The 22273-nt window shown below is 71.4% G+C and carries 17 protein-coding genes and 3 pseudogenes; 6 read left to right on the top strand and 14 right to left on the bottom strand.

Features of this window, described 5'->3' with window-relative positions:
* Nucleotides 1-118: 118 nt before the first annotated feature.
* A complete protein-coding gene (locus tag AB0F38_RS27325) occupies nucleotides 119-646 on the bottom strand; it encodes an Lrp/AsnC family transcriptional regulator (protein ID WP_361898690.1) in 528 nt (175 codons plus the stop codon).
* 197 nt (nucleotides 647-843) lie between these two features.
* On the bottom strand, nucleotides 844-1218 hold the full coding sequence (locus tag AB0F38_RS27320) for an ATP-binding protein (RefSeq protein ID WP_361898687.1): 375 nt from the start codon (nucleotides 1216-1218) through the stop codon (nucleotides 844-846).
* A 127-nt stretch (nucleotides 1219-1345) separates the two neighbouring features.
* Between AB0F38_RS27320 and AB0F38_RS27315 the strand changes: the two are divergent.
* Nucleotides 1346-1626: pseudogene (locus tag AB0F38_RS27315) on the top strand (helix-turn-helix transcriptional regulator); the annotation flags it as partial.
* Between the two features lie 279 nt (nucleotides 1627-1905).
* Here AB0F38_RS27315 and AB0F38_RS27310 read toward each other — a convergent pair.
* Nucleotides 1906-2127 (bottom strand): annotated as a pseudogene (locus tag AB0F38_RS27310) (alpha-galactosidase); the annotation flags it as partial.
* Nucleotides 2128-2564: 437 nt separating this feature from the next.
* Here AB0F38_RS27310 and AB0F38_RS27305 point away from each other — a divergent pair.
* From AB0F38_RS27305 to AB0F38_RS27295, 3 genes and pseudogenes are all read left to right on the top strand, one after another.
* Nucleotides 2565-2771 (top strand): annotated as a pseudogene (locus tag AB0F38_RS27305) (xylosidase); the annotation flags it as partial.
* A gap of 247 nt (nucleotides 2772-3018) precedes the next feature.
* Nucleotides 3019-4446 (top strand): non-reducing end alpha-L-arabinofuranosidase family hydrolase, encoded by a 1428-nt coding sequence (locus tag AB0F38_RS27300; protein WP_361898684.1) that lies wholly within the window; start codon nucleotides 3019-3021, stop codon nucleotides 4444-4446.
* A gap of 524 nt (nucleotides 4447-4970) precedes the next feature.
* A complete protein-coding gene (locus AB0F38_RS27295) occupies nucleotides 4971-5450 on the top strand; it encodes a hypothetical protein (protein WP_361898681.1) in 480 nt (159 codons plus the stop codon).
* Nucleotides 5451-5512: 62 nt separating this feature from the next.
* Here AB0F38_RS27295 and AB0F38_RS27290 read toward each other — a convergent pair whose 3' ends face one another.
* Nucleotides 5513-6553: a hypothetical protein gene (locus AB0F38_RS27290; RefSeq protein ID WP_361898679.1), complete on the bottom strand. Its 1041-nt coding sequence runs from the start codon at nucleotides 6551-6553 to the stop codon at nucleotides 5513-5515.
* 223 nt (nucleotides 6554-6776) lie between these two features.
* On the opposite strand from AB0F38_RS27290, the gene AB0F38_RS27285 reads away from it, so the two are divergent.
* Nucleotides 6777-7568: an enoyl-CoA hydratase/isomerase family protein gene (locus tag AB0F38_RS27285; protein ID WP_361898676.1), complete on the top strand. Its 792-nt coding sequence runs from the start codon at nucleotides 6777-6779 to the stop codon at nucleotides 7566-7568.
* Between the two features lie 31 nt (nucleotides 7569-7599).
* Here the strand turns inward: AB0F38_RS27285 and AB0F38_RS27280 are convergent, their stop codons facing one another.
* Together AB0F38_RS27280 and AB0F38_RS27275 are read right to left on the bottom strand one after the other, a co-directional pair.
* Nucleotides 7600-8616, bottom strand: coding sequence for a GNAT family N-acetyltransferase (locus AB0F38_RS27280; RefSeq protein ID WP_361898673.1), 1017 nt, complete (start codon nucleotides 8614-8616; stop codon nucleotides 7600-7602).
* The gene (locus AB0F38_RS27275; RefSeq protein WP_361898670.1) at nucleotides 8613-9404 is read right to left on the bottom strand and encodes a phytanoyl-CoA dioxygenase family protein; all 792 of its coding nucleotides are present in this window, start codon (nucleotides 9402-9404) and stop codon (nucleotides 8613-8615) included. Before AB0F38_RS27275 ends, AB0F38_RS27280 begins: the two co-directional genes overlap by 4 nt.
* Before the next feature lie 232 nt (nucleotides 9405-9636).
* Between AB0F38_RS27275 and AB0F38_RS27270 the strand changes: the two genes are divergently transcribed.
* Nucleotides 9637-10326: an HAD family phosphatase gene (locus tag AB0F38_RS27270; RefSeq protein ID WP_361898668.1), complete on the top strand. Its 690-nt coding sequence runs from the start codon at nucleotides 9637-9639 to the stop codon at nucleotides 10324-10326.
* On the opposite strand, the gene AB0F38_RS27265 is transcribed toward AB0F38_RS27270, so the two are convergent.
* From AB0F38_RS27265 to AB0F38_RS27230, 8 genes are all read right to left on the bottom strand, one after another.
* Nucleotides 10301-11701: a LysR family transcriptional regulator gene (locus tag AB0F38_RS27265; RefSeq protein ID WP_361898665.1), complete on the bottom strand. Its 1401-nt coding sequence runs from the start codon at nucleotides 11699-11701 to the stop codon at nucleotides 10301-10303. The genes AB0F38_RS27270 and AB0F38_RS27265 overlap by 26 nt on opposite strands.
* 120 nt (nucleotides 11702-11821) lie before the next feature.
* Nucleotides 11822-13285, bottom strand: a complete 1464-nt coding sequence (locus AB0F38_RS27260; protein WP_361898662.1) for an MFS transporter — start codon at nucleotides 13283-13285, stop codon at nucleotides 11822-11824.
* Complete coding sequence (locus AB0F38_RS27255; RefSeq protein ID WP_361898659.1) at nucleotides 13282-15324, bottom strand: cobalamin-dependent protein; 2043 nt, start codon at nucleotides 15322-15324, stop codon at nucleotides 13282-13284. The genes AB0F38_RS27260 and AB0F38_RS27255 overlap by 4 nt, the downstream gene beginning before the upstream one ends.
* A gap of 81 nt (nucleotides 15325-15405) precedes the next feature.
* Nucleotides 15406-16815, bottom strand: a complete 1410-nt coding sequence (locus tag AB0F38_RS27250; protein WP_361898656.1) for a radical SAM protein — start codon at nucleotides 16813-16815, stop codon at nucleotides 15406-15408.
* Nucleotides 16812-18191, bottom strand: coding sequence for an asparagine synthase C-terminal domain-containing protein (locus AB0F38_RS27245; protein WP_361898653.1), 1380 nt, complete (start codon nucleotides 18189-18191; stop codon nucleotides 16812-16814). Before AB0F38_RS27245 ends, AB0F38_RS27250 begins: the two co-directional genes overlap by 4 nt.
* Before the next feature lies 1 nt (nucleotide 18192).
* Nucleotides 18193-19302 (bottom strand): AMP-binding protein, encoded by a 1110-nt coding sequence (locus tag AB0F38_RS27240; RefSeq protein ID WP_361898650.1) that lies wholly within the window; start codon nucleotides 19300-19302, stop codon nucleotides 18193-18195.
* Nucleotides 19303-19337: 35 nt separating this feature from the next.
* Complete coding sequence (locus AB0F38_RS27235; protein WP_361898647.1) at nucleotides 19338-20741, bottom strand: oxidoreductase; 1404 nt, start codon at nucleotides 20739-20741, stop codon at nucleotides 19338-19340.
* Entirely contained in the window at nucleotides 20738-22186 is a 1449-nt protein-coding gene (locus AB0F38_RS27230) for a radical SAM protein (protein WP_361898644.1), read from the bottom strand. The genes AB0F38_RS27235 and AB0F38_RS27230 overlap by 4 nt, the downstream gene beginning before the upstream one ends.
* Nucleotides 22187-22273 lie beyond the last annotated feature (87 nt).

Genomic DNA, 22273 nt, shown 5'->3' with positions numbered 1-22273 from the left:
GGTCCCTCCGCTTTCTGCGGTGACGATGGGGGGTGGTTCCACCGTAGAAAGACGCCGGTAGGCGCGACAAGAACGGAGAACTGCGTGCATACGCAGGATCGCTGCGTGGATCGTCCCGTCAGAGCGTGATCGCTGCGTCACCCGGAAAACCGTCGGCGTGGGTGCCCGGCGCGGACTCACTGGCCCCCGCCTCCGGGCTCTCCGGCAGCAGGTGGGACAGCACCATGTAACTGATCGTCTTGCGGACGAAGGGTTCGTTGCGGATCCGCTCCAGAACCTCCTCGAAATGACCGACGTCGGTGGCCCTGACGTGCAGCAGCGCGTCTGCTGCCCCGGTCACCGTCATGGCCGCCGCGATCTCCGGGTACTTGCGGGCCACCTCGGCGAGACGCCGGGGCGGTGCCGCGCTGTCGCAGTACACCTCGATGTACGCCTCCGTACGCCAGCCGAGCGCGGCGGGCCGGACGGAGGCCCTGAAGCCCGTGATCACATCGTCCTTGCGCAGCCGGTCCACCCGGCGTTTGACGGCGGTGGCCGACAGGCCGACGGCCGTACCGATCTCGGCGAAACTCGCACGGGCGTTCTCGATCAGCATCGCGACGATCTTCCGGTCGAGCTCGTCGAACGGTGTGGGTCTGGCGGTCACGGTGGGCGATTCACTCCTCGTGCTGTCCCGGGCGGGGGCCGGTAGATTGCGTGGTGCTCGGTCATGCCACTCGCGCCGCACCGCCGAGCGGGCGAGCGGAGAGGCCGAGTACAGACATGTCCATCCCCCGATGGTGGCACCCGCCTTCACACCGACCGGTTGCGCCGGGCCGGAATCGACGCGCCGCCCAGCCCCGTTCACACGGCGACGACGGCGCGGACCACAGTGCCCTCGGCGGAGCGCCGCACCGACGTGTCCACGGAGTACGCGTCGACCAGGGAGAGGCCGCGGCCGAACGCCGCGTCCATGTCCGCCCCCTCGCAGCGTGGAGTCGGTCGTGCCCGCCAGTGTCCGCCATCACGTACCGTGACGGTCAGCGAGGTGTCATCCGCCTCGAACATCACCGCGAGGTCGGGGCTTCCACTGTGCAGGACCGCGTTGGTCGCCAGTTCCGTGACGATCACGGTGAGCGCCTCCTCGGTCGTGTCGCACAACCGCCGGCCGCGGACCAAATTCCGGGCCAGCCGACGCAGGAGGGGCACTGAACGCGGAGTGGCCGACAGCGCGATCACGGCCAGCGGGCGACTGGTGCGGGGCGGCACCGACTCGCGCGGACGCTCCCGCTGCACGCTCGCCCTCGACGGCGACAGCGGCCCAGCTGCTGCCGTGCTCGCCGAGTGCGCCGCGGCCTTCGACACGCTCGGAGCCACGTGGGACGCCGCCCGCACCCGCTCGGAACTGCGCCGCCACCAACCGCGAAGGGGCCCCGGGCTCCCGGCCGCCCCCGGTACGGCGATCTGCTCTCGCCGCGAGAGGCGGAGGTCGCCGAGCTCGCCGCCGGCATGACCAACCGGGAGATCGCCGCCACGCTCCATCTGCCTCCGCGCACCGTCGAGCAGCACGTGGCCCGGGCGATCCAGAAGAGCGGAGCCCGCTCCCGCCAGGGGCTCGAACTGGCACTGAGGACGGCCGCGGATTGATTACGTATCCGTGAAGCGTCGTTTGCGGACCGGCCGGAGACCCGTCGCGAGCCGGCCGTGTTCCTGGCGGCTCCCGACCTCGTCGGCCATCTCGACGAGGTCCTGCGCATCCGCGTGTACGGGCGCGACGGCGCGAGCGGCCCGGGTCGTGTCCGCCAGGACGTCCTGGGCCTGCCCGCGGACCGTCGTCCCGAGCGGCGGATCACCGAGGAGTGCTCCCGGCACCGGCTCCCGCGGTCGCTCAGGACCATCGGCATCGACGTACCCGGCAGCCGGCGTCCGCATGCCCGAGGACACCATCGCATCGGCGGCCTGGCGGACCTGGGCCTCGGTCATCCCGCAGCCGAAGCTGTCCAGCTGTTCCACCTCGGCGGCGGGGTGAGCGCCGGGCCGCCCGGCGCGGCCGTGGCGGGGGAGTGGGGGAGGCGGTCACGGTCGCGGTGACCGTCAGCACGGGGTCGCGAGGAGGCGGAGGAGACGCCCGCCTGATCGTCCGGGCACAGGGGGGCTCCCTTCCGGGTGACCCTCTGAAGCGGTTCGAAAGTTCGGACATAGTTCGGAAAGCTGTGGTGTCACGGATCTGGAGACCTCGCCGGAGGTGTCGACACCTCTGCGGCATCGACCCCGCTCCGATTGCCCAGATCGGCGGTCACATCGGTTCGACCTGCGCCTACTGCTTCCATCGGCTCGACGAATGTTTCGTTTTCAGGCGCGACTCATGCGGGAGGTATTGACGCCGTTCGTCGATTCCCTATCATTCAGTTTGCTCGAAACTTCGACGCGTGTTCGATATTACGAACGCATGGGAGTCGCTCAACTCGCACAGCAGGGACCTCCAGGTCATTGCCTACCGCACCGGTCGAGCCGCAAGGGGCGCGCCAGCTATGCATATGTCATGGTCGTATCAACTCTTTGGCCTCGCCGCGCGCCGGCTCCCGAGCGCGGACATCCGTCCCGGCCCGGCACGCACGGGGGCCTTCTCCCGCGGCACCGACGGCATCACGTCCTCCCGCCTCGGACCCGGCTTCTCCCTGGGCCACGACTGGTGGTTCTTCATCGCATACCGGTTCGCCCTCTTCAACCACGCCCCCCAGGCGCTCGGCGGCCCGGTCCGCGTCACGCGATGCGAGCTGTCCACGCCGTGAACCGAGCCGATCCGCACAGTCCGCGCGCGCCCCGGTCTCGATCATGGCTCGAACGGCTCCGGAGTACGCGGTGCGTCGCGCAACAGCCCGGAGGCACCGGGCGCCACCGGTCGGTCTCGCCGGACCAGGCAGCCACACGGGATCAGTCCGGTGACCACGGACCGCTACCGACCGCACCACAACGACAGTCCGGGAAGCCTCCGACGGGGCCGACCGGAACCGGTTGCTCAAGGATGGGGAAGTCTCCATGCGCAGAAGGAGTTTCAGCCACAGACGTCTGTCTGTGGTGCTGGCCGCCGCGGTTGCGGCCTTGGCCACGCTGGCGGCGATGCTCGTCGCCGGCCCGGCTCAGGCAGCCACCAGTGGTGCCTTACGCGGTGTCGGTTCGGGCCGGTGTCTCGATGTGCCGGACGCCGGCCGGACCAACGGCACGTACCTGCAGATCTACGACTGCTGGGGCGGGACCAACCAGCAGTGGACGTTGACGGACAGCAATCAGCTGACCGTGTACGGCGACACGTGCCTGGATGTTCCGGGCCACGCCACCACGGCCGGGACCCGGGTGCAGATCTGGACCTGTTCCGGCGGCGCGAACCAGCAGTGGCGGGTGAACCCCGACGGTACGGTCGTCGGCGTGGAGTCCGGGCTGTGCCTGGAGGTCGCGGGCGCCGGTACGGCCAACGGCACGGCGGTACAGCTGTGGACGTGCAACGGCGGCGGCAACCAGAAGTGGACCGGCCCGTCCGGGTCGACCCCGCCGGGCGGCGGCACGTGTGCTCTCCCGTCGACGTACCGGTGGACGTCGACGGGCGTCCTGGCGCAGCCGGCGAACGGGTGGCTCGCGCTGAAGGACTTCACCAGCGTGATGTACAACGGCAAGCACCTGGTCTACGCCTCGAACGTGTCGGGATCCTCGTACGGCTCGATGGCGTTCGGTCCCTTCACGAACTGGTCGGACATGGCTTCGGCCGGCCAGGCCGGGATGGGCCAGGCCGCGGTGGCGCCCACGCTGTTCTACTTCGCGCCCAAGAACATCTGGGTGCTGGCGTACCAGTGGGGTGCGTCGCCCTTCGTCTACCGCACGTCGAGCGACCCCACCAACCCCAACGGCTGGTCCTCGCCGCAGCCGCTGTTCACCGGCAGCATCTCCGGCTCCGACACCGGCCCGATCGACCAGACCCTGATCGCTGACGGCCAGAACATGTACCTGTTCTTCGCCGGTGACAACGGCAAGATCTACCGGGCGAGCATGCCGATCGGGAACTTCCCGGGCAACTTCGGCTCGTCGTACGCGACGATCATGAGCGACACGAAGGCCAACCTCTTCGAGGGCGTACAGGTCTACAAGGTCCAGGGCCAGAACCAGTACCTCATGATCGTCGAGGCGATGGGCGCGAACGGGCGCTACTTCCGCTCCTTCACGGCCTCCAGCCTGAACGGGTCGTGGACCCCGCAGGCCGCCGCCGAGAGCAACCCCTTCGCGGGCAAGGCCAACAGCGGCGCCACCTGGACCAACGACATCAGCCACGGTGACCTGGTCCGCGACAACCCCGACCAGACCATGACCATCGACCCCTGCAACCTGCAGTTCCTCTACCAGGGCAAGGACCCCGCCGCGGGCGGCGAATACAACCGACTGCCGTGGCGGCCGGGTGTCCTCACCCTGCAGCGCTGACCTGCCGTCTCCACGGTGATCGCGATGCGGTGCGGTCTGCCGGCGCGTGGACGACCGGTTCACGGGACGGGCGACACCACCTGCTGACCGGTACTCACCGCATCGAGGAACCCCAGCCGTGCGCCGGCCGGGGTTCCTCTCCTGTGTGGACTCCTGTCGTGGGTACGGACCGACGCACGAGGACGCCACCGGGGACACCGCTTGCCCGCCGCGGTGTCGGTGAACCCCGCACGTCTCATCCGGCTCGCCGGTCCGTCTCGCCCTCGCCCTCCTCGGCGGGCCGGCCTCCCTGCCGCGGCTACGCGATCACATCGATGCTCACCACCGGGCAGGGGGTCTCGCTCGTCCGGGTGACGTTGTCCGGCCGAGGTGATCTGGAGATAATGCGCGTGGGGACGATCCGTGTCGCGCCCGGGACGAAGGCTCCGGCCGGACCGCGCGAGGCCTGGTCCGTGGTCGGACCATCCCTGATCCACTACGTGACCGCCGGAGCCGCCACGGGCCCGGCCGATGCGAGGGGAACCATGAGCGCATCCTTGTACGAGCGGTGGAAGTCCCTGACGGTCCGACGCCCCGACGACGTCCCCGTGACCACGTCGCTCGCCTGGCACGTAGAGAAGTTCACCGAACACGACAACCGCTTGATGAACAATGCCCTGCCCGCCGGCTCCCCAGGTGACGCGGGCCGCGGCGACGCCGTCGACGCGATCGCGGCCATCGCCCTCCGCGAGTCCCTGCACCGACACGTCGAGCGGGAGCGTGGCGCCCGGATACGCGAGGCGATCGAACTGGGCGCCACCTGGAGCGAGGTGGCCACCGCGCTGGGCGTCACCTGCGACGATGCCCGGAGCGCGTTACACACATGGGCAGACGCACAGCGCCGTCTCGACCGGCGCGACATCGAACACGCGCCGGGCGACTCCCTCGGGCTCGATCCGGAACAGCACGCTGCCGTACTCGCCCTCAGGCTGCTGGGAGACGATGAGCGCATGAGCTCGGACTGACCCGCGGCGATCCGCCGGAGCCCCTGTGCCACGCCGGCCGCGGGACGTCGCGAGGAGTGCGGTCAGGGAGCGGCATCCGTCGTCCCGCCGAGGAGTGCGGTGAGGCGCCGGGTGCCGGGGGCGCAGGCCAGGCGGAGTTCCTCCGCCTGCCGGGCGGAGAGCCGGGCCGCGGCGCCCGCCCGCTTCCGGTCGACCTGCCCCGCGACCCGCTCGGCCCACCTCTGCGGCTCGGCGAGGCCCACGAAGCGTCCGAACCTGGTCAGTTGCGGCACCGGACCGGCCACCACGGCGTCGTAGGAGAGGTGCAGCAGCCGCTCCGGCGGCAGCCCGGCGAGATGCCGGAGCGCACCCGTGGCCCGCGACCACATGTCACCGAACCGGACCAGGGGGATGTCGGTGTCCGCGAGTGCCGCAGCGTCCAGGCTGTCGGGGGCGAACGGGCGCAGCCGCTCGGGGAGCAGCTCCGCGTGCCGGGGGTCAGGGCTCCGGTAGGGGTCCACGCCCAGCTCCGCGCGCATGTCCCCGATCAGCACCCCCAGCCGGAACAACGGGTGGCGGCTCATCGACACCGCGGAGTCCGGGCCGTCCCTGTGCACGTGGACGAATCGCGCCGCGGGAAAGTGTGTGAGCAGCTCCGGAAGAAACCGCAGTGACGCTCCGGAGCGCTCCACGACGACCTCCCGGCCACACGAGGACGCCCACCAGGAGAAGAGCCGCAGGTACTGGCCGGAAACCGGTGCCGGGGGCCAGCCGGTCACCTCGTCCCGTATTCGGTCGTACAGTCCGTCCGGATCGTCGGTGAGCGGTGGCAGGGTCATCAGGCTGATGGCGGGCACTTCACCAGCCGCATAACGGCCCGAGCCGATCGGATACCGGTATTCCGGCACCGTTACCCCACGACTCATGAGTACGTTCGGCTTCAGGCGCGGGGTGCCGAGGAGTTTCCAGAAGGCCGGCCCGTCCAATGTGCCCTCGGGGAAGACGCCCGGGTCGAGGCAGGCGAAGAACTCGCTCAGGCTGAGAGCTCCGGGGTGCTGGTTCACCAGGTCGGACAACATCGTCGACCCACAGCGTCCCGTACCCAGAACTACGGTCAGCGGCACCTGTAGATCCTTTTCACGCATTCTTCCGAATCCTCTTCCGTGGCTCTTCTTCGGCTCTCGTGATTCCCCGGAAAGGGGTCCCGCAAGGCGATTCCGTCAGGAATGTCCGAGTGACGTGACCGCTGGCCGGAACGGTGATTGACCCGGCCTGTGCGACGCGCCTAGTGTGCATCGGCGATCGGGTTCTGAAGGTAATCCGAAAGAGCGAGAAAAGAGGTCGACGATGTCGGTCCCGCTCCAGTCCTCCCAAAAAATCCGCACATCCGTCGGATGCTCGCACATCGGCGACGGAGTCGTTCTGGTGGAGTTTTCCGGGGCGCACGAACAGAATCCGTTCAGCCGCGCCCGGATGCAGGAACTGACCGCGCTGATGCACGACATCGACAAGGACGCCTCCGTCCGCACCGTCGTGCTCCACGGCGGGTCCGGCCGTTCCTTCGGCGTCGGCGGCGACTTCAACGAGGTCTCCGCGTTCACCGGCGGGGACGAGGTGAACGACTGGATCGACGACATCACCGATCTCTACACGGCGATCGCGGGCATCTCCAAGCCGGTGGTGGCCGCCATCGACGGCTACGCCATCGGAATCGGCCTGCAGATCGCCCTCTGCTGCGACTACCGCGTGGCCGCGGACACCGCCCGTCTGGTGATGCCGGAGCTGCGGGTCGGTATCGCCTGCAACTTCGGCGGGTTCATGCTGCGGTACACCGTCGGCACCTCTGTCATGCAGCGGATGCTCTACACCTGCGAGGAGTGGCCGGCCGGCCGGGCGCTCGAGGACGGTCTGCTCCATGAGGTGCGCCCCTCCCAGGAGGTGCTGGACCGCGCCGTCGAACTGGCCCGTACCATCGCCGGTTACACCCCGGCCGCGGTGCAGGGGACCCGGCCACGGGTGAACGCGCCGTTCGTGGAGGGACTGGAGCGCGTACGGACCGAGGCCAAGGAGTCGCACCGCAGGGCCTTCAGGGCGGGCGAGGCCCAGGCCCGGATGCGGCGCATCATCGGGAAGGACTGAACGGGGCGGGACCGGCCCGGCGGCCTCCTGCTCAGTCATGGCCGCCGCGCCGCAGGGCGACGGTGCGCCGGACGTCGTCCCAGCGGGACTCCACCCGCCATCCGAGCCGCCGGTACAGAGCACGTGCCCGGACGTTCTCCCGGTCCACGGTGAGGACCATCCCGGTCCGGCCCCGGCGCCGTGCCTCGCCCAGCGCCCACCTCAGCAGTACGGCTCCCAGCCTCCTGCCGCGCACCGACGGGTCGATGCCGAGCTGTCGCACGTAGGCCACACCCCGGCTGTCCAGCATCCGGTCGGTGATGTTCACGAACCCCACGACGCGGTCGTCGAGTTCGAGCAGCGCGCACTGCTCCGGGTCGACTCCCGGGTCGGACCGGAACCACCGTGCCCAGGCGTCGAAGGAGTCCTCCTCCTTGCCGGCCTCCTCGGCGGCGTACGCCTGGTTCTTCGCACGGTGGAAGGCACGCAGGTCCGCCTCCTCGCGCAGCGGGCGCACCACCGCGCCGGGAACCGCGGGAACGGGCGGGAGGGGACCGTCCAGTGCGACCGACATGCGATGGTAGGCCCGGGGCGAGCCGAAGCCGTGGTCCCGCAGTGCCGCACGGGTGGTGTGCTCGCCCTCCGAGACGAAGCAGGACAGCGTCGCCTGCTCCGCGCCGTCCGGACCGCCGAGCGACTCGCGGCAGCGCGTGACGGCGAAGTCGAGCAGCCCGGTCCCGTCGGCCCGGGTGGCCCGTGGGCCCAGGACCAGCTCGACGACCCAGCCGGCCACACCCGAGGTGCGGCCGGCCCACGCGGCGCCGACCACGTCCCCGCCGGGCCCCAGGCACAGCCGTGCGTCACGCGCGGGATCCGCGCCGGGGGCCGTGAGCCTTCCCTCGATCCACCCCCGTGTCACCTCCACCCGGCCCAGGGCTGCCAGGTCCCGGGCACGGGCCAGCCTCCAGACGGTGTCGGTGTGGACCGCGGGGTCGAGCGTGCGCAGGTCCGGCGTCCGGCGGGCCCGCGCGGCCGTACCGACGGACTCTTCCGGGACCGCAGCCGTCACCGCCCACCTCCCGCGGTGCCACGGCGGCGCGGCAGCGAGTAGACGTAACTGACGGCCCGCCGCTGGTCCTCGGTGCGGTTGGCGGAGGAGGTGTGCGCGGTGAAGGCCCCGAAGAGCACAGCCGAACCGGCGCGCCGGGGCAGGGTGACCGGCGTCAGGCCGGGCCACAGCCGGCCGATGTCCAGTGAGGGTTCGCGCGGGGAGGCGAACAGGTCCTCACGGTCGATGCCGTGCGGCTCCTGCAGGACACGACCGCGGTGGGAGCCGGGCAGGAAGCGGAGGCAGCCGTTGTCCTCGCGGGCGTCGTCCACGGCGATCCAGATGGTGAAGACGTCCTCGTAGGTCTCGTAGAACTCCTCCTTGAGAAAGAGGGCGTCCTGGTGCCAGGGCTTCTCCGAGCCGACCTCCGACGGCTTGGCCCACAGATAGCTGTTGTAGAAGTCGCCGCGCAGACCGTGCAGCGGCTCCACCACGTTCTCGTTGAGACCGAGCAGTCCGGGGACCTTGGCGAGGTCCGGGGAGTGATCGTGGGCACGGCCCACCACCCGCACCTTGCCGGGAATGCCCTCCCTCCCCCCGGCGCGGGCCGCCCAGCCCCCGCCCTCTCCCTCGGCCTCCAACTGCCAGCCCTGGGTGCTGTGGCGCATGCGCCGGGTCCGCTCGATCAGGTCGTCGCAGCCGCGGCGCATGATCTCCAGGACCGGTTCGGGGACGAGACCGTCGAGTGGGACGAACCCACGCTCGTCCAGTTCGCGGACGAGTTCTTCCACCGGCCGACCGAGCTGCATCCGTGTCACCCTCCGGTACGCGTGAGCCTGCTGCCGCACGATGCCCTACCGCTCGACTATGTGCCGCTGCTCCGGACGGCGGCAACGCCTCCGCCCAGACGGATCGACGCACGTCTCAAAAGGCATAGGACGGATGGGGAGGAGCGGGCTGCGGCCGTCCGGCGAGGCGGGCATCCTGGACCAGGACCAGCAGGGGCATGCCGGCCCCGTTGCCCGAGTCGAGGGGGAAACCGTGGCAGAGGTGTCGGGGATCGTCGTCGACTGGGGCGGGGTCCTCACCCGGTCCTTCGCCGACGGCATCGCCGTGTGGGCGGACGCCGAGGGGGTGGACGCCGCGGAGTTCCACGCCGCTCTGGGGCGGCTTCTGGGGCCGCGGGCGGTGCCCGGTCCTCAGGCGCGGCAGTTCCACCTGGTGGAGCGGGGCGAGCTGCCGGTGGCCGAATTCGAGGCGACGCTGGCCGCCCTGGTCCGCCGGTCCGACGGCTCGAACCCCGTCGCGGAGGGCCTGGTGGAACGGATGTTCGCGCCGTTCACCGAGGAGCCGGTCATGGTGGGCCTGCTACGGGTGCTGCGCGACGCGGGCCTGAAGGTCGCACTGCTGTCCAACTCCTGGGGACACACGTACGACCGGCGCGGCTGGGACGAGTTGTTCGACGCCGTCGTGATCTCCTGCGAGGTGGGCCTGCGCAAGCCGGATCCGGAGATCTTCCGGCACACCGCCCGGCTGCTGGGCCGTCGGCCCGAGGAATGCGTCCTGGTGGACGACCTCGGACGCAACGTCCGGGCCGCCCGCGCACTCGGGATGGCCGGTGTCCACCACCGGACACCGCGGGAGACGGCCCTCGCCCTGGCGTCCCTGCTGGCTCCCGCCGGACGCCAGGCCGTCCTGGAGCATCTCAGCGGGGTGCCGTCCGGACACTGAGCGGGGAACGGGCCGTTCCGGCACCCGCCTCGGCAGGCGGCCTGCCGGGCGCGGGGACGGGAGCGGCGTCGCCTTCGCGCAGGTGGTTCACCAGGGCGTCGAGCCGGTGCTCGGCCGGGCCCGTGCAGGCCAGCAGCCGACGCGCGGTGGCCGAAAGCGAGGTGCCGCGGGCCGTGCGGTGCACCAGCGGCAGGCCGCAGCTCGCTTCGAGCCGGTGGATCCGGCGGGTCAGCGCGGGCTGGGTGACCAGCAGGGCCGAAGCCGCCTGGTTGAGACTGCCGGTCCGGCCGATCACCCGGAGCAGGTGCAGGTGCTCCGGCTCGAAGCCGGCGCAGCGGTCCGCCGGGGACCAGCGCAACTCGGACAGCAGGACCGGCGGGGGAACCGCGCACCCGCCGGTGGCCGGGCCGGAGCGGTCCCCGCTGCCCTGAGCCTGGTCCCGGCAGGCGGCCGCCGGCGGGGTGCCGTGTGCCGTCGTCCGCAGCACGTACCGACGGCGCAGCCAGGCGCACAGGTCCTCGGCGAGCGGCTCCGGGATCGCCAGCGGGTCGACCGCCAGCCGCAGCCTGCGGACGAACTTCTGTCGCAGCGGGCGCAGCACCACGCCCGGCCCGGCGCTCCCGCCGAGGGACGAGGGAGAGACCATCGCGATGCCGTACCCACGGCGCACCAGGTCGAGGGCAGCCCCCTGGGAGCGCACCGTGAAGCTGACCGGCGGAACCGGCGTGAGCCGGGAGAGTGCCCAGCCCTGGTCGTCACCGGAGTCGCCGCCGACCACGGCCACCCATTCCGTGCGGGCGAGGTCACGCAGGTCCAGGATCTCCTGCGCGGCGAGAGGATGCCCGAGGGGCAGGGCGATCTGCTGGGGCTCCTCGGCGACGGTCCGGATCAGGACCCCGTCGCGCCGCGCCACCGGCCGCCGCGCCGTCTCCCAGCCGAGGGCCGCGTCGGCGGCGTACCGTTCGAACCGCTGCCAGACCCGGTGACAGTCGTCCGGCACTATGTCGAACACCACGTCCGGGAATCGTCCGGCCAGCTGCTGGTCGAGGCCGTACGCCCACTCCGTTCCCACCGCGAACTCCACCACGGGCAGCCGGATCCCCGCGTCGGCCTCGTGGTGGGTGGTGGCGATCGCGAAGTCGATCGCGGCCAGCAGCCGCCGCCCGACGTGCAGGAGGGCGTGCCCGGCCTCGGTGGGCTCGGTACCGGTGGCACCGCGGGTCACCAGCAGGGTGCGCAGCCGGCGTTCGAGTCTGACGAGCCGACGGCTGGCGGACGACTGCGTCATCCTGCCGTCCCGCTCGACCGCATGCAGACTGCCGTGCTCCGCCACCGCCTGCAGCAGTACCACGTCCGAACGGCGCAGGTCGAACATCCGGCTCTCCTCTCTCCCACGGCGCGGCCCGGGCCGGCACGCCGTGACGGGGCGTGCCCACCGATTCCGCGTGGAACCCGGTCCACGGTAGGTCGGCGGCGGCCCCGCGGAACCCGGCCTTCAGGTGGTTGGCCGGATCGGACGGGAGGTGTGGCCGGGCGGCACCTGAACGTCCTGCCGGGACACGGGTGAACGGGGGAAGAGGAACGCCGCTCCCACCGCGACGAGGGCCAGCACGGCCGAACCGGCGAAGACGGTGCCGTACGCGGCGGCCGAGGGATGGCCGGACGCACCGCCCGTGACCGCCAGCACCATGGCACCGACCTGTACCCCGAAGGCTCCGCCGAGGTTGCGCAGCACGCCGTTCATGCCGACCGTCACCGCGGTCGACCCGCTCGGCGAGGCCTGCACCAGCAGTTCCGCCATGGCCCCTCCCAGCAGGCCGGTGGCCAGGCCGTTCAGGGCCGTGCCCAGGGCCAGGCCCGCGGCGCCGGAGGGCAGGAGGGCGAACACGACGGGACCGGCCGCGAACAGGACCGTGCTCGTGCCCATCAACGTACGGGCGGTCAGCCGCCCCGACTCCCGTAGCCAGCCGGACAGCAGCCCACCGGACAGTGCGCCGAGCTGCATGGGCAGCATGACCAGGGTCAGGACGGCACCGCCCGCGCCGAGCCCGTAGCCCGTGTCGCGGGGGGCGGACACCAGGGCGGGCGCGAGCACACCGATCTGGAACATCACCACCCCGGTCAGCAGGCTGACCAGGTTCAGGCAGAGGAGAGGCCGGCGCGACATCAGCCGCATGTCCAGCACCGGTTCGGGTGACCGGCGCTCCACCCGGAGCAGGAGGGCGCAGCCCGCCGCCGCGACCGCCAGCAGCACCGCACCGGTGACCGAGCCGAGGCCCTCCTGGCCGTACCGGGTCAGTGCCAGCAGCAGGGAGGTGCTGACGGTGCCGAGGAGCAGCAGCCCGGGTACGTCGATGCGGGTGGCCGGCCGGCGCGGGGTCTCCGGCAGCACCAGGGCGCCCGCCGCCAGCAGCACCGCGGCGAGGAGCGCGGCTGCCGCGAACAGCCAGCGCACGGCCGGGAGGCCACCGCCGGACAGGCCCGCCAGTACGATGCCGACACCGCCACCGGTGCCGAAGGAGGCGGACAGCAGGCCCGACGGGCCGGACAGCGACCGGTGGGGGAAGCCCTCCCGCAGCAGGCCGACACACAGGGGGAAGAGACCGGCGGCCACACCCTGCACCAGGCGCGCGACGAGCAGCACGGTGAACGACCCGGTGAGCGCCGACACCACGGACGCCACCGCCACCACGGCCAGGACGCACAGCAGGACCGCGCGCCGGCCGTACAGGTCGCCCAGCCGACTCACCACGGGGGTGGCGACACAGCCGACGAGCAGGTGTCCGGAAACCACCCACGCGGCGTCCGAGCCGGACACGTCGAACGCTCTCTGGATCTGTGGCAGCAGGGTCGCCACACCCAGCTGAAGCAACGCGAACAGGCCGCAGGCCCCGGCGAGCACGGCCAGTGCCGCCCGGTGCGGCAGGGCATCGGCCGGAGCGTCGGGGCCCGCGGTCACCTCTGCTCGCTGAGCGCCGGCTCCGCCAGGGGCGTCACCTCGGCGGACTCGAAGCGGTGCCGGTAGTGGCCGATGCGCGAGACCGGATAGCTCGGGCCGATCGCCGCCAGTGCGAACGCCTTCAGGTCATCCGGAGCCGGGCGGAAGCGGCCGTTCGCCCCGAACTGCTGGTCGGTGTAGTCCACCCGGACGCGGCGCGCGCGCAGCGGGCCGCCGCCGAAGTAGTGCGGCCAGTCGTGGTCGTACTCGGCGGACTTGGCGTGCTGCGGGTCGTAGTCCGGGCGCAGCATGACGTCACGCTGGAAGCGCAGCACGTCGCGCAGCCGCGTGTCCTGGTCGGGGTCGAGTCCCAGGGTGCGGAGGTAGTCGCCCAGTTCGGCGTGGAACCTGTCGAACTCCGTGGCCACCCGCAGCCAGCCCCAGTTGTCGATCGTCCAGCCCCGTCGTCTGCCGTACGGGGCGAGGTGGGCGGCCAGGTCGGGCTGGCTGGCGACCAGGTTGGCCAGCGGCAGCGTCGGGATGTCGATGTAGTCCTGGTACAGGCTGCGCATGCGCAGGTAGAGGGAGCCGACGAAGCTGGTGGGCTGGGCGGTGAAGTGGTTCTGCAGCCCCTCGTAGAAGGCCGTGTAGCCGATCCCGTGCTCCTGCCGGAGATAGATCGACAGGTAGCGGGTGTAACAGCCGTTGTGCAGGAACTGCACCGCCTGCACGAAGGCGAAGGACTCGACCCACTCGTCACGGGGCATGGCGCTGGTCTCCATGACCATGTCCATGCTCTCCGCCTCGTCGTCGGGGGTGCCCGGCCGCTCGTTGTAGAGGCGCTTGGGTACCGTGCGCAGGCCGTAACCGGCGATCTTCTCCGGCGTGTTGATCGGCGCGTTGGGCAGGATGCCGAATTCGTAGACGCGGAGGTCCTCGTGATTGCCGGCCTCCAGCAGGGAGCCGATGCCGTCGCGGAAGGTGCGAGCGGTCTCCAGCGGCAGTCCCAGGATCAGCTCGGTGTAGGTGTGGATGTTCTCGACGGCGTACCGCTGCTGCAGTTTGCGGTAGTTGTCGAGGCCGATGTTCTTGCGGTCGATGGCCTCCAGGACGTCCATGTCGGTGCTCTGCATGGACAGCGTGGTGCCCATCAGCAGGTCCGCGTCGTGCCAGGCCTTGCTGATGTCGAAGACCCGGTCGTTGGAGTTCTTGGCGAAGTTGACCCGGATCTGCTTGGGCGAGCCCGCCTCCGTGCGGGCCTCCGCCAGCGCGTGCGCGATCTCCAGGTCGCGGGGCATGATGCCGAAGTTGGCGTCGCAGATGAACAGGTCCTCCACGTCGTTGCGGGCGAACCACTCGATCTCGTGCTGGAGGCGGTCCTCCTCGAACATCCGCAGGGCGCTCATCGTCGCCGAGCCCCAGTCGCAGAAGGCGCAGGAGTACGGGCAGCCACGGTTGGTCTCCCACAACGCGTAGAAGCGCAGGCCGCGCTCCCGGCAGGTTTGCACGGCCCCGTCCATGACCCCGTTCAGGTAAGGACTCGGGGTCTCGATCCGCCGCGGCAGCCGCTTGGCGGGCGGGCCGGCGACCGGGTCGTCGCCCTGCCTCACCGTCACACCGGGCACGCGGGTGTAGTCGGGGCGGTCCGAGAGCCGCGCGGAGAGCAGTTCCCGGAAGGCCACCTCGCCCTCACCGTGCGCCAGGACGTCGACGTAGGGGTGGTGCGTGAAGAAGTCGCCCACCCGGTCCGGCACGTGCGGCCCTCCGGCCACCACGAGCATGTCCGGATAGCGCTCCTTGAGGATCTTCGCCACCTTCATCTGCCGGCGGAAGTTCCACACGTAGCAGGACAGTGCGAGGACGTCCGGTTCCGTGATGCCGTCCGCCATCTCCTGCACGGGGGCGACGAGGAACAGCGGCTCCTGGAAGTCGTAGGAGGCCGCGATGCGTTCGTCCTGTTCCGCGTACGTGCGCAGCAGGCCGGCGACCAGGGGGAGGAAGGGCACCGCGTTCAGGCCGATGAAGTACACCTTGCGGCGGCGGGAGGATTCGGCGGACATGCTCGGGTCACGGCTCCTCGTGGTCGGGTCTGCTCAGCGGCGGTACGGCACCGGCGTCGCCGGGCGGGGGAGGGGACGGGGTCAGCTGGTGCTCGGGACACGCTCCGGCTCCGGCGCCCGGTCCCGGCCCGGCCCGGCGGCGAGGCGGATGCCACTGAGCATCTCGTCGAAGGCGCTGTTGTCGGAGTAGTAGAAGACGGACGGGTCCTGGCCGGAGGCGACGCCCGGGGCGGGGCGGGCACTCGCTCCCGCCAACAGGTCGGCGAGCCGGTGGTAGAAGTCCTCCAGCGGCAGCTTCGTCGGGAAGAGCGAGTGGTAGCAGTCGAAGAGTTCGGGGTCGTCGCTGATGTGCTGGTCCCGGCTCTCGTCGTACAGGTCCGTGCCGGGCAGCGGGGTCAGCACGGAGAAGCTCGGCATGTCCACCTGCAGCTCCTCGATGGTCCGGCCGAGCCGTGCGAAGTCCTCGCCGACCCAGTTGGGCTGGACGATGAAATTGGCCCGCACCTTCACCTGGTTGGTGTGGAAGAGCTCGAGGGCCCGCCGGGTCTGGTCGGCGTCGGTGCCCTTGCGGTAGCCGGACAGTTCGTCGTCGGTCATCGACTCGGCCCCGACCAGGACCGAGTCCAGGCCGATCTCCGCCCAGCGGGCGATGACGTCGGGCCGGCGCAGCGCGGTGTCGGTGCGTATGTACATGTGGAACCGCTTGCGGAAACCGGCCTTGTCGATGGCGTCGGCGAGCTCGAGCATGCGCGCGGGCTGGATGAACGCCTCGTCGTCCACGACGTAGAGGTTGTCGCCGTCGATGTCGGCGATCTCGGCGAGGACCCGGTCGATGTCCTTGACCAGGTAGCGCCGGTCCGTCATCCGCCACAGCGAACAGAACTTGCAGGTGTACGGACAGCCCGCGGTGAACCGGATCAGGGACACCGGCCGGTAGATCGAGTGGAAGTAGTCCTGCCGGTGGTGGGCGAGCAGCGAGCGGTCGGGCATCGGCAGGTCGTTGAGCGCCGCGGGGCGGGGCCGCCGGTCGCGCTCCAGGCCGGTGCGGGCGTCGTACGGCGCGAGCCCTCGCCCCGCCTGCGGGGTGCGGCCCGCCTCGAGGTCCGCGGCCAGCCGGTTCAGCGGGGCGCCGCCCTCGCCCGCCACCACCCAGTCGGCGGCGAAGCCGTCGAGCCACTCGGCCGAGACCGTCGGGTGGTGGCCGCCGAGCACGATCGGCACGTCCGGCCACAGGCGGCGGGCCTCACGGCTCACCTCGCGTGACACCCGGACGCTGGTGGTGTACGGGATGGCCACGCCCACCAGGTCCGGCGGCTCGTGCGTCGCAGCGTAGCGGTCCAGCGGCTCATCCAGGCGCAGGTCGTGGATCGTCACGTCGTGGTGGCCGCGCAGAGCGCCACCGAGGTATTCGAGCGGCAACGGTTCGCAGCAGCTCAGCCGGTCGCTGAGGAGAGCCCGTTCGTTTCGAGGCCATACCAGCAGAACCCTCATCGCATGCCTCCCAGACGTCGGTCCCGGTCCGCGTCGCCATGTCCGGTCTCCGGCCCGCCGCTCCGGAAGACCTCGGTGGCGATCCCGTACAGCCGCCCGGCCTGGACGGCGAGGTCGTCGCTGCCCAGCGCGGCGGCGAACATCCGGCTCATCGCGGTTCCCTCGTGGATGCCGCGCTTGGGCCGCCAGGCCACCTCCGCCGGCAGGATGTCGGCGGCGGCGGTGCGCAGCACCCACTTCGCCGTTCCCTCACGGACCTTGAGCCGTCCGCGGATGTCCAGGGCCGCGGCCATCACCTCCCGCGACCAGTACGGGTGGCGTACCGCGGTGTGGCGGTCGTCGGCGAAGGCGGGGTGGAACTCGTTGCTGCGCGCGGTCGCGGAGGTCTGGGCGACGACCGCACGCTCGACGGCCTCCTCGCCCCCGGTGCCGCCGAGCCCCGCGAACAGCAGGTCCGCCCCGTACCCGGACAGCAGCACCTGGCGGCTGTCGGTGGCGATGTGGTCCTGCAGGAAGCAGGCGGGTGCGGCGATCTGCAGGGTGAGCGCGTCCCAGGTCTCCAGCGCGCGGATCATGCCGGGCAGCATCTCGGCGAGCTGGTCCGGACCGAAGAGCACCTCCTCGTGCTTGGTGCCCAGCCGGTCCGCCAGCCACGCCGCCTGTGCGAACTCGTCGCCGAACGGCGTGCCCACCGTGTACGTGCGCACCGCCGACGCGCCCGCTTCCCGCACCGCGAGCGCCGCGACCGTGGAGGAGTCGACCCCGCCGCTGAGCGAGACGCCTATCTCGTCCGCACCCGCGGCCAGTCGTGCGACGGACGCGCCCAGCACCGTCCGGACGGTCCGCACCGCCTGGTCCGGGTCCGTCACCGAGGGCCGCTCCGGCAGCCGAGCGAGCCGGCGTACCGACACGGGGTCGTCGCCGTAGGCGTCCACCACCACGGTCACCGCGCTGTTCGCGGGAACCGCCGTGACCCCGGCGAACCGGCCGCCGGGCAACAGCGACCGTTCGGCGTCGCCCAGCACCACGGGGCCGCCGAGACGCGGGAGCAGTGCACCGGCCGACGTACCGACGAGGAGTGCCCCGTCGGCCCGCGCCCAGTGCAGCGGGCAGGTCGCGCCGATGTCGCTCCACAGGATGGCCCGGCCCTCGCGGACCAGGACGGCGCAGTAGCGGCTGTGACGTCGCTCGGCCCAGGCCACCAGGTCGGCGAGCGGCGCGTGTTCCGGCGGTTCCTCCTCGGAGAGCCGGTCGCCCTGGACCACGAGGATGTCCGTGCCGTCGCGCCGCACCATGACGTCCATGCCCCGGCCCTCGCCGAGGAGGCCGACCTCGGTGCCGCCGTTCGGACTGCTGGACAATATGAATCCGGCCATGTCAGTAGACCCCCTCTACGCGGCGTCCCTCGGTGAACTCGGGGCTGTACGGATCTCCCACCCACGGCCACGGATAGCGTTCGGCCGCGACCCCGTAGGGGCGGACCCGACGGGCCCGGTCCCGCTCCCAGAAGCCGGGCAGCAGGGCGTCGTCCGTCAGCCGCCAGACCCGCACCCGGCCCTCCTCTCCGAAGGGCACGTCCTCCCCCCGTTCGTCGACGACGTCGAGAGCGATGTGCGGCTGGCACGGCACGTACACCACACGGTGCTCGTCCTGCGCCTCGAAGGGCTTCTGCCAGCTGATGCCGGTGGTCGACGTGCCGTACATGCCGACCACCGGGACGCCGGGGAAGAAGTCCTCGCGCAGTTGCCGGTGCGTTTCGGGCTCCAGGGTGGTGCCGGCGTGCACGATGGCCTCCACCCCGGCCAGCGCCTCCGTGCCGAGCCGCTCCGGCAGCATCTCCAGCAGCCGGGAGGTGCAGAACAGGACGCCGATGTCCTGGGACCGGGCCACTTCCGCGATCTGCGCCCAGATGTGGTCCACGTAGCGGTCGTAGGCGGCGGTCATGCCTTCCTCGCCGAAGATCTTCACGATCCTCGGGTCGAGGTCGATGGAGAAGCACATCCCGCCGCGGCGCTCCGCGAAGGCGACCACCAGCCGGCCCGTCGTGTGCGGGCCCATCGGCCCGACGAACAGCCAGTTCTTCCCGCGCGGGACGCCGTGCAGGTCCAGGAACTCGTCGGAGAAGGCGAGGATGTCCTCCCAGTAGCGGCTGCCCCAGGTACCGTGCTTGGCCGGTCCCGTGGTGCCGCCGGTCTGCGCCGCCCACAGCGGGCCGCCCTCGGCCAGCACCGAGCGTGGCACGAAGTTCTCCAGCGGGGTCCGGCGCGCGGCCTCCTCGAAGTGCATCTGGTCCGGCCCGTCACGCAGCCCGATCAGGGCGACGGCGTCCGCGAGCCCGTACACCTTCTCCAGGGCGCCGGTGCCCTGGAGACGGTCGCGCTCCAGCCAGTACGGCGTGCCGTGCCGCGGATCGAAGTGGAGGCGGACGAGGCGGCGCACGTCCTCGTCGGTGATCGGACGGAGGCTCGACTCGCTCGGACTGCGCATGACGGGTCCCTCTCCTTGGTTGCCGTCCGGGCCCGTCACGCGGAGGTGCCCGGAAGTACGGCCTTCTTCTTGAACAGGAAGTCGGCGAGATGGCCCTCGTGCGGGTCGCACGGGTGGTAACCCCGGTCGAACCGGTCGCCGGCGAAGACCTTGTCGACGCCCGGTTCCTCGGCGAGCGCCCGCACCAGCCCGTCGGCCTCGCCGACGACGGACACGATCAGGGACCCGGCGCACGCCGCGACTGCCTTCGACCGGGGCACGTGCGCCACCGCCGTGAAGGGGAACGGAAGTTCTGTGCCGAACAGCGGCGACCCGGGGTCCACCAGCAGCACCGTGGGCCGCAGGAAGGCGCGGCCGTCGAGGTCCACCCGCAGCGGCACACCGGTCGTGGCCGCGGTGACGTCCACCGCGCCGGCGGCGACCTCCCTCTCGATCCGCAGCGCGAGCGCGTCCCGCACCGCCCGGTCCGGGAACGCGGGCACCGCCGCCCGGGGATCGTCCAGCGGCAGCACCGGACGGACCGCGAACTCATGGGCCAGCGCCTCGGCCGCCTCCTTCGGATCGCCCAGCACGACGAGGGAGCTGATGTTGACGCAGAGCCTGCCGCAGCCCGCGAACGCCTCCCGGGCCAGCCGCTGCCAGGCGTCGTCCGGCACCCGGTCACCGATCACCGCCCGGCTGCGGCCGAAGTGGTACGTCTTCACCTTCCCGGCCGGCACGTCCGCCGGCACGTCCTCGCCCGGCCACAGCACCTGGTCGGCCAGCCGGCGCAGCGCGGGTGCGTCGCCGTGCACCACGGACACACCGTGCTCGGGCAGCCCTGCCGCGTACAGCTCCTCGGTGAGCAGGACCGGAGTGAAGGGATCGGCGGCCGCGGTGCTCAGCAGCACCGGACGACGCGCGGCCAGCGCCTGGAGCCACTCGATGTTGATGGTCGGGAAGTTGCCGGGCTGACGCACCAGCACCGACCGGCCCGCCGGGCGCCAGCTCCACCGCGGGTCGCTGCCGCCGGTCCGGTAGGCCGCCACCGTGCCGTCGGGGGACTGCGCGGCCAGGATCTCCTCCATGCGGGCGAGGTCCTGGGCGGCCGTGCGCAGGCCGCGGGCGGCCCGCCGGTGCGGCAGGCCGCTCACCGCGGACAGCGCCCGCAGCCACGGGTCGAGGTCACCGGTGTCCAGCCGGGCGGTGATACGGTCCCCGGCGCGGCGCAGCAGCCCGAACCAGGCCGTGTCGTCCATGCCGCGCAGGAGGCGGGCCGCCCGGCCCGCCTCCTCAGCCATCCGGAACTGCGCGAGACGGCCGGCGGAGCCCAGCCGGGCCAGTGGCCCGCCCTCACCGTCGTGCAGGACGTCCGGGCGGTGCGACATGACCGGCCGCGAGCCGTCCAGGGCCGGGACGTCCAGGACCTCCGCGTCCAGGGCCGCCGTCGGCGCGATCACTGGACCTCCGGAACCAGGGCGGCCGGCTCCTTCGTCTGCGGCGCGCCGCCGTCGAGCAGCCCGAGCCGGGTCTGGACGGTGCTCAGGTCGGCCAGGTACGCGATGCGCTTGTACTTGCCGTCGCGACGCGTGGGAGTCATGTCGTCGTACAGCTTCCAGAGTTCGTCGATGGACGCGGCCTTGCTGGACGTCACCGGGATGTGGCCGGTGAAGCAGTCGCTGTCGTCGGTCTCCAGGGTGAAGTCGACCCGCTTCGCCATGTCCTTCTCCACCTCGTGGTGGAAGGGCACGAAGAAGCAGGGCGAGACGATGTCGTGCCGGTTGTCGCCGAGCCGCGACTGGAGCCACGTGATGGTCGAGCGCATCGCTTCGTCGGTCTCGCCCGGGATGCCGAGGATCAAAGTGGCCTGCACGCCGATCCCGGCCTTGCTCAGCGAGCTCAGCGCGCGCTCGGTCACGTCGACCTTGACCGGCCGGCCGAGCCGCTTGAGCAGCGACCAGTCGAGGGTCTCGACACCGACCAGCAGCCGGAAGCAGCCGGAGTCGCGCAGCATGCGGGCCATGTCGTCGTCGATGAGGTCGGGGCGGGCCTTGGCCTCCCACTCGAACTTGCCTTGCAGGCCCGACTTCTCGATGCTCCGGCACAGCTCCTGCATGCGCGGGACGTCCTCGACGAAGTCGTCGTCCTCGATGCGGATCCGGTCGAATCCGTGGACCTCGACCAGCTCGCGGATCTCGTCGATCACCCGCTCCGCGCTGTGCCGGCGCTGCCCCACTCCCCACTGGTGCTTGGAGTAGCAGTAGGCGCATGCGTACGAGCAGCCGCGGCTGGTGACGAGGTTGCCGGACCGGCCGCGGGAGATCTGGTTGTACAACTGCATGTCCGCGAGGTCCCGGGCCGGCTTGGGCAGCTTGTCGAGACGCATCACCTGTGGTGCGGCCGGCGTCTCGACCACGGTGCCGTCCTCGTCGCGGAAGACGATGCCGCGGATCTTGCGCAGGTTCTTGCGGCCGTTGGTGCCGTACTCGTGGACCAGGTGGGAGAAGGTGACCTCCCCCTCGCCCTTGACCACCACCTCCGCGGCGCCGTCCTCGACGAGCTGCCGTGCCAGCGGGGTGGCGCCGACGCCGCCGAACACGACCAGCGCGCCCGGGTGGTGCCGGCGGCTCTCGGCGGCGAGCTTGATGCCGTTCTTCAGACTGGAGGTGAGGACCTGGATCCCCACGATGTCCGGCTTGTGGCCGCGCAGGAACTCGTTCGGTGTGGCCAGCGGCCTTTGCAGGACGAACAGTTGGTCGTCGATGAAACGGACATCGGTGCCCTTGGTGTCGTGGAAGGTGCCTTCCCGGAGGACCGCGGCCAGGGAGAGCAGCCCCAGCTGCGGTGCTGAGATCGACTCCCCGGAATACGACGACCGGCGAGCGTTCACGAGTAGAACCTGCATGCGTCTCTGGCCTCCTGCGCGTGGACAGTCCCGGGGCACCGACCGACTGCCCGCACAGCCTGTGCACCCGGCTCCGTGGCGTGGCGA

Origin of the sequence: Streptomyces sp. NPDC025273, assembly GCF_040638585.1 — a bacterium.
Taxonomy (GTDB): Bacteria; Actinomycetota; Actinomycetes; order Streptomycetales; family Streptomycetaceae; genus Streptomyces; species Streptomyces cinereorectus.
This window is presented reverse-complemented; position numbering and strand designations above follow the sequence as displayed.

Bases quoted from the DNA above. Each gene is read 5' to 3' on its own strand.
- AB0F38_RS27300 (WP_361898684.1), top strand. From the start codon at position 3,019: ATGCGCAGAAGGAGTTTCAGCCACAGACGTCTGTCTGTGGTGCTGGCC.
- AB0F38_RS27295 (WP_361898681.1), top strand. From the start codon at position 4,971: ATGAGCGCATCCTTGTACGAGCGGTGGAAGTCCCTGACGGTCCGACGC.
- AB0F38_RS27285 (WP_361898676.1), top strand. From the start codon at position 6,777: ATGTCGGTCCCGCTCCAGTCCTCCCAAAAAATCCGCACATCCGTCGGA.
- AB0F38_RS27275 (WP_361898670.1), bottom strand. From the start codon at position 9,404: ATGCAGCTCGGTCGGCCGGTGGAAGAACTCGTCCGCGAACTGGACGAG.
- AB0F38_RS27265 (WP_361898665.1), bottom strand. From the start codon at position 11,701: ATGTTCGACCTGCGCCGTTCGGACGTGGTACTGCTGCAGGCGGTGGCG.
- AB0F38_RS27255 (WP_361898659.1), bottom strand. From the start codon at position 15,324: ATGTCCGCCGAATCCTCCCGCCGCCGCAAGGTGTACTTCATCGGCCTG.
- AB0F38_RS27250 (WP_361898656.1), bottom strand. From the start codon at position 16,815: ATGAGGGTTCTGCTGGTATGGCCTCGAAACGAACGGGCTCTCCTCAGC.
- AB0F38_RS27245 (WP_361898653.1), bottom strand. From the start codon at position 18,191: ATGGCCGGATTCATATTGTCCAGCAGTCCGAACGGCGGCACCGAGGTC.
- AB0F38_RS27240 (WP_361898650.1), bottom strand. From the start codon at position 19,302: ATGCGCAGTCCGAGCGAGTCGAGCCTCCGTCCGATCACCGACGAGGAC.
- AB0F38_RS27230 (WP_361898644.1), bottom strand. From the start codon at position 22,186: ATGCAGGTTCTACTCGTGAACGCTCGCCGGTCGTCGTATTCCGGGGAG.